We start from the raw sequence: 8,267 nt of genomic DNA, 5'->3' as shown, positions 1-8,267 counted from the left end.
GCTCCGGCCGCCAAGTGGACCCTTCTCGTGGTGTCCGTGTCGACGTTCATGCTGATGCTCGACCTCACCGTGGTCAACGTCGCGTTGCCGGATATCCGCGCCGAGTTCGACGCCTCCTTCTCGTCTCTCCAATGGATCCTCGACGCATACGCACTCGGTCTCGCCGCAATCCTCTTGGCGGCCGGCGCGGTCGCCGACCGGATCGGGCGGCGCCGGGTCTTCGTCGTCGGTCTCGTCGTGTTCGTCGTCGCCTCGCTCGCCTGCGGATGGGCTCCGGGATCCGAGATCTTGATCGTCGCCCGTCTCGTGCAGGGTCTCGGCGGCGCGATCCTGTTCGCCGTGGGACCGGCTCTCATCGGCCACGACTACCGGGGAGCGGCCAGGGGCAAGGCATTCGGCGTGTTCGGCGCGGTCGGCGGTCTGGCCATCGCGTTCGGGCCGTTGATCGGTGGAGTGCTCACCGACGCGATCGGCTGGCGATGGATCTTTTTGATCAATGTTCCTCTCACCCTCCTCGCGGTCGTGGTGGCCGCGACGAAGATGCGTGAATCACGTTCGGCCACACCGCCCCCGCTCGACATTCCCGGTCTGCTCGCCTTCACCGTCGGATTGTTCTTCCTGGTACTGGGTTTCATGCGTGGAGAATCCGACGGCTGGACCAGCAGTACGGTCATCGGCATCTTCGCGATCGCCGTCGTCGCCCTGATCGTCTGCGCGGTGCTGCAGGTCGCCCGGCCGGGCAACGCGATGTTCGACCGCGCCTTGTTCACCAATGTCACCTTCAACGGGTTGTCGGTGGTCACCGCACTGTGCGCGGCATCCACGATGGCCACGTTATTCCTGTTGATCTCGTTCGTGCAGAACGTGCTGGGATATTCCGCGTTTGCGGCCGGCGTCCGATTCCTGCCGTTGACCCTGGTGCTGTTCGCCGCAGCCGCCGTCGCCGGCGCGCTGGTCGCGAAGGTGCAACCCGGCGTGCTCACCGGCGCATCCCAGGTGTTCATCGCTGCGGGCCTGTTCGCGGTCCTGTGGGTGGACCACGACTCGACGTGGGTGGCGCTCGTACCCAGCATGGTGCTCATCGGGCTGGGCATGGGTCTGTTCAATCCGCCTCGTGCGGCACTGTCCATCGCGATCACGACACCGGAGAAGGCCGGTGCCGCCTCGGGAATCAACGAGACGTTCCAGCAGGTCGGTCTCGCGGTCGGCATCGCGGCGATCGGTGCCTTCTTCGGTAACCGTGCGTCCCGAAGCTTCCTCGAGCAACCCGTCACCGGCCTGCTCGGCGAGGATGTCCATGTGGCTGCCGACGTTGTAGCGGCCGGTGGTGTCGAGTCCGTCGCCGCGTCCGTTCCCGAAGAATTTCGGCAGGCCGTCCGGGAGGCGGGTACCGCGGCGTTCGTCGATGCGCTCCACATCGTGATGGTCGCATCGGGTGTGCTCGCGCTGGTGTCCGCCGTCGTGGCGTTCGCGTTCATCCGGCGTCGCGATCTTCACGAAACCGCGCTGGCCAACCCCGGAGTTCCGATGGATTCCGCGAATGACTGACCTGCCACGCCTCGCCATATGGAGGACGCGCATGCCTGATCTCAAACTGGCCATCTCCGGTACGTACTCGACCGGGAAGTCGACCACCACCGAAGCGCTGTCGATTGCCACGGGAATCCGACGCACCCACGCGCTCACATCGCGTGAACTCCTGGTCGATCTCGCGCCGGGCAAAAACGTCGCCGAACTCAACTCGATCGAGTTGCTGCAATTGGGTCTGCGACGCTTCGAGGAACGGGTGCACAACGAGTCGACCGACGGCAGCTTCATTTCCGACGGTTCCGTGGTCCACGAGTGGGTGTACGGCGAGGCGCGTATGCAGACCGGCATCAACCCTGGCGCGAACGCATTGCTTCGTGCCGCCAAACAGGTCGCCGGCTCCGGACGCAAGCGGCCGTACCTCGAGTACATGCGCGCGTTCGGGGAAGTGTCCAAACAGCGCGCCGCACGTCTCTACGACGCTTACGTGCATCTGCCGGTCGAGTTCCCGCTGCGCGCCGACGGGCACCGGCCGGTCTCCGAACCGTTCCGCCACTTGTCCGACACCATCCTGCAGAACACCATCCGAGAACTCGGAATCCCGATGTATGTCGTGGGCGGATCCGTCGTCGAGCGGATCACCCGCATCGTCGACATCTTCGATCTACCCCTGGTCACTTCGATCGACGACGCCGTCGCCGAGGCACGCGAACGGGTCGCCGCCGCAACGGAGATCCTCGAACAGGACGAACGCTTCAAAGCTGCGCAGCGGAAGAAGTCGCTCGGGCGGAGACTCGCATACGCGCTGAGATACTGACCGGCCGACCGTACGAAAGGGTCCGCAGGAGTAACGGATGCAGTCGGCACGGTCCGATCAACCCTGTCGAGGGGGACCTCCCCCATCCGATTTGCCGCTATCTCGATCACGGTGAGAGAAAAGCTGTCCCGGCCGTGCCGCCTGAGCAACGATCGATTTTCGGATCTGGGGACAACGCGGAGTTGTACACAGGCCCACGCATAAGGGGTTCCACAGGCGGGCCGAACGAGGCAGCCTGTCGCCATGATCGACTTTACCGAGCCGTTCAGTGGTACGGAGGCAGTGTCATCAGGAGTGCTGACCAGGTACCAGCTCGGGCACAACTTCACTCGGCTGCACCGGAACGTGTACGTCGCGCGAGGCGTCGAGCCGACTGCTTTGTTGCGTGCGAAGGCTGCGTGGCTCTGGGCAGGTGCTGGTGGGGTGCTGGTCGGTACGTCGGCTGCCGCTGTTCACGGGACACGATGGTTGGACCCGACTCTTCCTGCGGAGATCGTCCGCAGTGGAAACCTCCGATCGGTACCCGGAATCATCGTACGCAGTTCCATCGATATCGAGACGTGCACGGTCGACGGGTTCGTCGTGACGACACCTGCACGGACCGCGTTCGATCTGGCGCGGGGGAAGCATGTAGATCGCTGCGTGACAACGCTCGATGCGCTGTGCAACGCGACCGGGACCAAGGTTCACGAGATCGAGAACCTTGCACACCGGCACAAGGGTGCGAGAGACCTGGCGTCGATGCGCAGAGTTCTCGCACTGGTGGACGCTGGGGCGGAATCGCCGCCCGAGACGCACACCCGTCTGCTGCTGGTCCGCTCGGGCCTGCCCTTCCCGGAGACGCAGATCGAGGTGTTCGACGACGGCTGTTTCCTGGCGCGCGCCGACATGGGATGGAGACGATGGAAGGTCCTGGTCGAATACGATGGGGTGCATCATTGGACCGATGTCGACCAGCGCACGCGCGACATCGACCGTTACGCCGTCCTCCCGGAGTTGGGTTGGACCGTCATCAGGGTGAGTGCGGACCTGTTGTACCGCCGACCGCACGTCCTCGTCGAACGAGTGCGTCTGGCACTTCGACGGGCCGGCGCACCGGTGTGAGACGACCGAGTTCGGTGTTATGCGTGTTATCCGAGCGAATTTCGCACATAACACCGAACTCGGCGGACCGGAGGCGTATGTGGAGCACGTGAATACGCCGGGCCGTTGGACAAGGTGCTCACCGGCGTGAGCGGTCGGCGAGAGTGTTGAGGACCGCCGCCATCTGTTCCGCTTTCGGACTGGTGACGGTGAGGCGGTCACCGCAGGCGGTGGTGACGATCACGGCCGGGCCGGTGCGGGTGACGACCCCGTAGTTGCCGGTTCCCTTCACCTTGAGGCCCCAGCCGCCGAAGTCGTCGAAGGGTTTCACGATGGCGACCTCCGCGCCCTCGATTTCGTCGATGCCGTACGCGAGAGCAGGCAACCTCAGGTTCAGGACGCTGATCCCCGATCGGTCGACCACTACGCGGAACCGGAGCAGGCTCACGATCAGCGAACCCAGCGGAACGAACACGGCAAGCGGCCACCATGCGTCCACCAGCAGCGCGACGCCCACGCCGGGGAGTACGCCGAGAAGTACGAGCAACACCACCGATCCTGCGGCGCGGAAGCCGACATCGTCGATCACGGCATCCGGTGACGTCGTGCGCGGTAACCGGGGGTCGGGCCGGGCGGTGGCGGGCACCCGGCGGCGGTAGTCCCGCAACCGGCCGGCGGCCGTCACGCCGACTACGGCGCCGAGCACCACGCCCAGGCCGATCGACCACATCGGAAGTTCGGTGTCGGCGGCGGACGGGACGTCGAGTTGGCCGCTCAGCATCATCACCTGCACGGTCAGGACGAGTCCTACCAACGACAGTCCGACGACGAGCATGGTGCGCCGAATCATGAGCATTGCCGGCGCCAGCGCCGCGATGGCGGAACAACCGGCGCCGAACAGCACGATCACGAGGGCGAACGTCCAGGCACTCGATATCGGAGTGGCGAAGCCGTCGGGTGAGGTGGTGGTCCAGTGGGTGGCAATCTCCGCGGGCAGCCGCGGCTCCCACGCCTTGGTGAGGATCACGCCCGACACCGCGGCGAGGATCGGCAGCAGGATGCCGAACAGGGCACCGGCCGGGTCGACGACGCGGGAAGTGTTCACGAGAGTCCGTCAGCCGATCAGGACGGCTGGCAGGCGTCCTTCAGGGAGCACGCTCCGCAGGAGTTGCCGCAGCTACCGGTCTCGGAAACGGGTACCGCCGCGGCGGCGCGGACACCGAGCGATCCACCGGAACCGGCGGTGACGGCTGCCGCGACGATGCTGACCAGGATGGCGCCGATTCCGACCACCCCGCCGACCAGGATTCCCCCGAGACCACCGAGGACGAGAAGTCCGGCAGCGGCGAGAAGTGTGGGCCCGGCGACCCTGTTGGCCAGGGCGAAGGTTTGGTCGTCCCGCATCGTCTCGGGGGTCCGGACACCGGCCCACCGGTTGCGCGGGAGGTGTTCGGTGAGGCCTGCGACGGCCACACCGGCGACCGCGACGGCGAGCACGAGCAGCACGACGGAGACAATCAGCACGGGTCCAGGATACGGCGGACGTGGACACGCAGGTGAGGCCGGGTGGGGTGAGGCTCTACGCTGGTTGGCGGTATTCCTCCCAGCCAAGAAATGTCAGCCAAGTAGATAGCGACCACAGTGACCGACGACGTGCAGCCAGCCAACTCCCCCGACGTGACCCCGCAGCACCGCTACACCGCGGAGCTCGCGGGGCGGATCGAGCAGCGATGGCAGGACCGATGGAGCGAGGAAGGCACCTTCAACGCGCCCAACCCGGTCGGTCCGCTGGCCGGTGACGTTCCCGCCGACAAGCTGTTCGTCCAGGACATGTTCCCGTACCCGTCGGGTTCGGGTCTGCACGTCGGTCACCCCCTCGGATACATCGCGACGGACGTGTTCGCCCGCTATCACCGCATGCAGGGCCACAACGTGCTGCACACGCTGGGTTACGACGCGTTCGGCCTGCCCGCAGAGCAGTACGCGGTGCAGACGGGAACGCATCCGCGGATCACCACCGAGGCCAACATCGGCAATATGAAGCGTCAGTTGCGACGTCTCGGGCTCGGGCACGACGAGCGCCGCACCTTCGCCACCACGGACGTGGACTTCTACCGCTGGACGCAGTGGATCTTCCTGCAGATCCACGATGCATGGTTCGACAAGAAGGCCGGCAAGGCCCGGCGCATCTCGGAGCTCGAGGCGGAGTTCGTCTCGGGTGAGCGGGCGCTGGACGACGGACGGGACTGGGCGTCGCTCCCGGAGACCGACAAGCAGGCCGTCCTCGACTCCTACCGCCTGGTCTACCAGTCGGATTCGATGGTCAACTGGTGTCCCGGTCTGGGCACGGTGCTGGCCAACGAGGAGGTAACGGCCGACGGGCGCAGCGATCGCGGCAACTTCCCGGTGTTCCGCAAGCATCTGCGTCAGTGGATGATGCGGATCACCGCCTACTCCGATCGTCTCGTCGACGATCTCGAGTACCTGGACTGGCCCGAGAAGGTCAAGGCCATGCAGCGCAACTGGATCGGCCGTTCGTACGGTGCGCAGGTGCGGTTCCGGGCTGCGGTCGAGCGGAGCGAGGGTGAATCCACCGCTCACGACATCGAGGTGTTCACGACGCGTCCGGACACGCTGTTCGGTGCCACGTACGTGACCCTGGCCCCCGAGCACGAGCTGGTGGATCAGCTGGTGGCCGACGAGTGGCCCGCGGATGTGGACCGCCGCTGGACCGGCGGTGCGGCTACCCCCGCGGAGGCCGTCGCGGCGTACCGGAAGTCGATCGCGGCGAAGTCGGATCTCGAGCGTCAGGAAAACAAGGAGAAGACGGGTGTCTTCCTGGGTGCCTACGCGGTCAATCCGGTGAACGGACACAAGCTTCCGGTGTTCATCGCCGATTACGTGCTGACCGGTTACGGTACGGGCGCCATCATGGCGGTGCCCGGCCACGATCACCGGGACTGGGAGTTCGCCACGGCGTTCGGCCTCGATATCGTCGAGGTGATTGCCGGCGGTGACGTCACCGAGGCGGCGTACACCGGTGACGGCACCATCGTGAATTCGGACTTTCTGAACGGCATGAGTGTCGCCGACGCCAAGCAGGCCATCACCGATCGCCTCGAGGCAGAGGGCGCGGGCAAGGGCACCATCCAGTACAAGCTTCGGGACTGGTTGTTCGCCCGTCAGCGTTATTGGGGTGAGCCCTTCCCGATCGTGTACGACTCCGCCGGAAATGCGCATGCGCTCCCGGAATCTGCTCTGCCCGTGGTGCTTCCGGAGGTGGACGACTACGCGCCGGTGTCGTTCGATCCGGACGACGAATCCTCCGAGCCGTCCCCGCCGCTGGCGAAGGCGGTCGACTGGGTGAACGTCGAACTCGATCTCGGTGACGGCCTGCAGACGTACCGCCGCGATACCAATGTGATGCCGCAGTGGGCGGGCAGCTCGTGGTACCAGCTGCGCTACATCGATCCCACCAACTCGGAGACGTTCTGCGACAAGGAGAACGAACGGTACTGGACGGGTCCGCGTCCGGAACTGCACGGCCCCCACGATCCCGGCGGAGTCGACCTGTACGTCGGCGGTGTCGAGCACGCGGTGCTGCACCTGCTGTACTCGCGGTTCTGGCACAAGGTGCTGTTCGATCTGGGCCATGTCAGCTCGAGTGAGCCGTACCGTCGCCTGTACAACCAGGGCTACATCCAGGCGTACGCCTACACCGATGCGCGCGGGGTGTACGTGCCGGCCGACGAGGTGGAGGAGCGCGACGGGAAGTTCTTCCATCAGGGCGCCGAGGTCAACCGTGAGTACGGGAAGATGGGCAAGAGCCTCAAGAACTCCGTCTCACCCGACGAGATCTGCGAAGGCTACGGTGCCGACACGCTCCGTGTGTACGAGATGTCGATGGGTCCGCTCGACACGTCCCGTCCATGGGCCACCAAGGACGTCGTCGGTGCGCAGCGCTTCCTGCAGCGTGCCTGGCGAGCGGTGGTCGACGAGGAGTCGGGCGCGGTGCGGGTCACCGATCACGCACCGGCCGAGGAGACGTTGCGTGCGCTGAACAAGGCGATCGCGGGTGTCAGCGAGGACTACACGGCGCTGCGGGACAACACCGCCGCAGCCAAGTTGATCGAGTACACCAACCATCTCACCAAGTCGTACCCGGACGGTGCCCCCAGGTCGGCGGTGGAGCCTCTCGTCCTGATGCTGGCGCCGCTCGCCCCGCACCTCGCCGAGGAATTGTGGTCGCGGCTCGGTCACGAGAAGTCGCTGGCGCACGGACCGTTCCCGGTGGCCGAGGACAAGTGGCTGGTGGAGGACACCGTCGAGTATCCGATTCAGGTCAACGGCAAGGTTCGCAGCCGGGTGACCGTTGCGGCGGACGCGTCGCGCGAGCAGATCGAGAAGATCGCCCTCGCCGACGAAAAGATCGTTGCCTTCCTCGAAGGCAAGGAACCTCGCAAGGTGATCGTCGTTCCCGGCAAGATGGTCAACATCGTTCTCTGATCTCTGGGTGCTGCGGTTCGGCTGCCCCGGATCGTGTCGTCGGTTGACGCCGACACCATCCGTGGCCGGCCGCGCCACCGAGCGACATGACGAGCGCGGCGTAACTGATCACCACGCTTCGGGAGGCGAAGTGAATGTTGTTGTAGAACATGTGATTCACCTTTTTGTCGGATGATTCGGCAGGTTCGGCAATCATGGGACGAGCCGGCGTCCGTGAACAGGCACCCTTGGGGGTTGCAAGTTTCACCCCGGCTCCCGCAGCCCGGGTGAAGCTGGCTGTTCCCCGGCGGGCGAGCCCTGCGCTACGCTCATCACTAGAACACGTTCTAGCCGA

General features: G+C 65.5%; 6 protein-coding genes. 4 read left to right on the top strand and 2 right to left on the bottom strand.

Features of this window, described 5'->3' with window-relative positions:
- The 3 genes from WAW17_RS10785 to WAW17_RS10775 form a co-directional block, all read left to right on the top strand.
- Window positions 1-1,548: DHA2 family efflux MFS transporter permease subunit (locus WAW17_RS10785; RefSeq protein ID WP_422332974.1), on the top strand; the 1,548-nt coding region annotated here is incomplete at its 5' end.
- A 31-nt stretch (window positions 1,549-1,579) separates the two neighbouring features.
- Window positions 1,580-2,344, top strand: coding sequence for an AAA family ATPase (locus WAW17_RS10780; RefSeq protein WP_422332973.1), 765 nt, complete (start codon window positions 1,580-1,582; stop codon window positions 2,342-2,344).
- Window positions 2,345-2,587: 243 nt separating this feature from the next.
- Window positions 2,588-3,448, top strand: a complete 861-nt coding sequence (locus WAW17_RS10775) for a DUF559 domain-containing protein (protein WP_422332972.1) — start codon at window positions 2,588-2,590, stop codon at window positions 3,446-3,448.
- Between the two features lie 118 nt (window positions 3,449-3,566).
- Here the strand turns inward: WAW17_RS10775 and WAW17_RS10770 are convergent, their stop codons facing one another.
- Together WAW17_RS10770 and WAW17_RS10765 are read right to left on the bottom strand one after the other, a co-directional pair.
- Window positions 3,567-4,532: a DUF1648 domain-containing protein gene (locus tag WAW17_RS10770; protein ID WP_422332971.1), complete on the bottom strand. Its 966-nt coding sequence runs from the start codon at window positions 4,530-4,532 to the stop codon at window positions 3,567-3,569.
- Between the two features lie 17 nt (window positions 4,533-4,549).
- Window positions 4,550-4,951 carry an SdpI family protein gene (locus WAW17_RS10765; protein WP_422332970.1) on the bottom strand — a complete coding sequence of 134 codons (402 nt, stop codon included), beginning with the start codon at window positions 4,949-4,951 and terminating at the stop codon, window positions 4,550-4,552.
- Window positions 4,952-5,068: 117 nt separating this feature from the next.
- Here WAW17_RS10765 and leuS point away from each other — a divergent pair, with 117 nt between their 5' ends.
- Window positions 5,069-7,933, top strand: a complete 2,865-nt coding sequence (gene leuS / locus WAW17_RS10760) for a leucine--tRNA ligase (protein WP_422332969.1) — start codon at window positions 5,069-5,071, stop codon at window positions 7,931-7,933.
- Window positions 7,934-8,267 lie beyond the last annotated feature (334 nt).

Source organism: Rhodococcus sp. (in: high G+C Gram-positive bacteria), from assembly GCF_049286785.1.
Classification (GTDB): Bacteria; Actinomycetota; Actinomycetes; order Mycobacteriales; family Mycobacteriaceae; genus Rhodococcus_F.
This window is presented reverse-complemented; position numbering and strand designations above follow the sequence as displayed.

Coding starts and splice junctions, on each gene's coding strand:
- WAW17_RS10780 (WP_422332973.1), top strand. CDS start 1,580: ATGCCTGATCTCAAACTGGCCATCTCCGGTACGTACTCGACCGGGAAG.
- WAW17_RS10775 (WP_422332972.1), top strand. CDS start 2,588: ATGATCGACTTTACCGAGCCGTTCAGTGGTACGGAGGCAGTGTCATCA.